Genomic DNA, 1,678 nt, shown 5'->3' on the forward strand with positions numbered 1-1,678 from the left:
ACTAAAACTTCCAATAAATATTGATTGCATAATACCAGTAGATGATTCAGTGCGACTACTAAGTCAATTTGTGGAGGAGATGGATTTAACAGATTTATATTTGACTTATTCCAAAGTAAAGGAAAATCAAGTATCGCCAAGAAAAATGCTGAAAATTATGCTTTATGCTTATATGAATAGAATTTACTCATCTCGAGACATTGAAAAAGCATGTCGTAGGGATATTAATTTTATGTTTTTACTTGAGGGAGCATCCGCTCCAGACCATGCAACATTTGCAAGATTTCGAAGTCTTCATTTTGCTAATTGTTCTGAAAAAATTTTAGCTAAAACAACTAATTTTCTTTATGAACTAGGAGAAATATCTGGCGAAGCCGTCTTCATTGACGGAACTAAGATAGAAGCCTATGCAAATAAATATACTTTTGTATGGAAAAAAGCAGTTACAAAAAATATGACAAAATTATTAGATAAAATAGCCAACCTTGTTAAAGAGTGTGAAGGATTTTATGATATTAAGCTAGTTTATAAAAATATAATAAAAATGAAGCATGTAAAAAATCTTAGAAAAAGACTTTATGCGCTGAAAAAATCTGAGGGAATAGAATTCGTTCACGGATGTGGAAAAAAGAAAAGTGCATTACAAAAATCCATAGAAAAACTTGAAGAATATCTTGGAAAGTTCAAAGAATATACTAAAAAAGTATATATTTGTGGTAATCGTAATAGTTATTCTAAAACTGATATTGATGCTACATTTATGAGAATGAAAGATGATGCTATGAAAAATGGTCAACTCAAACCTGCTTATAATGTACAACATGGTGTGGATTCAGAATATATTACATGGCTTATGGTTGGCCCACACCCAACAGATACAATTACACTTATACCATTTCTTAAAAGTATGGAAAAAAATTTAAAATTTAAATATTTAAAAATAGTTGCAGATGCTGGGTATGAAAGTGAAGAAAATTATTCATTTATCGAAAAGAATAACCAAATAGCTTTTATAAAACCAGCTAATTATGAAATATCAAAAACAAGAAAATATAATAATGATATAAGTAAGCACGAAAATATGAGCTATAATGAAATCGAAGATTTTTACATATGCAAAAATAATAAGAAATTAAAAGTAGAGTCTATAAAAATTAGAAAATCTAAAACAGGTTATGCAAGTGAAAAAACAGTTTATAGCTGTGAAGATTGTAGTAACTGTACATATAAAAATAGTTGCATTAAAGGGAATAACTGTAAAATATCTCCGGAAAAAAGAACAAAAAAATTTGAAATCTCAAAAAAGTTTAATCGTCAAAGAAAAGCTGGTTTGAATCGAATCACTTCTGAGGAAGGTTGTCTACTTAGAGTTAATAGAAGTATACAAGTTGAGGGTTCTTTTGCGCAAATAAAGGAAGATATGAACTTTAGAAGATTTATGTGCCGCGGAAAGAAAAATGTATTATCTGAAAGTATACTACTTGCTCTAGCACACAATATAAACAAGCTACACAATAGAATACAGGCAGACCGAATAGGACATCATTTATTTAATTTAAATAAAGTCTCTTAAACATAATGTTAAAATTTTACATTTAAGAGACTTATTAAAGTGCGCCTATTTTTAAATATTTTATAGTTAAGATATAGTAAACCGAATAAAAGATTTTAAAGATGA

Annotated in this window: 1 protein-coding gene; it reads left to right on the top strand. The window is 28.2% G+C overall.

Annotation, left to right across the window (positions count from 1 at the left end; genetic code table 11):
* Nucleotides 1-1,573 (top strand): IS1182 family transposase (locus AZI32_RS16985; protein ID WP_061997137.1); only part of this gene is annotated, 1,573 nt, incomplete at its 5' end.
* Nucleotides 1,574-1,678: the final 105 nt, after the last annotated feature.

It is taken from the genome of Clostridium sp. ATCC 25772 (genome assembly GCF_001573875.1).
In the GTDB taxonomy this organism is placed as follows: domain Bacteria; phylum Bacillota; class Clostridia; order Clostridiales; family Clostridiaceae; genus Clostridium_J; species Clostridium_J senegalense.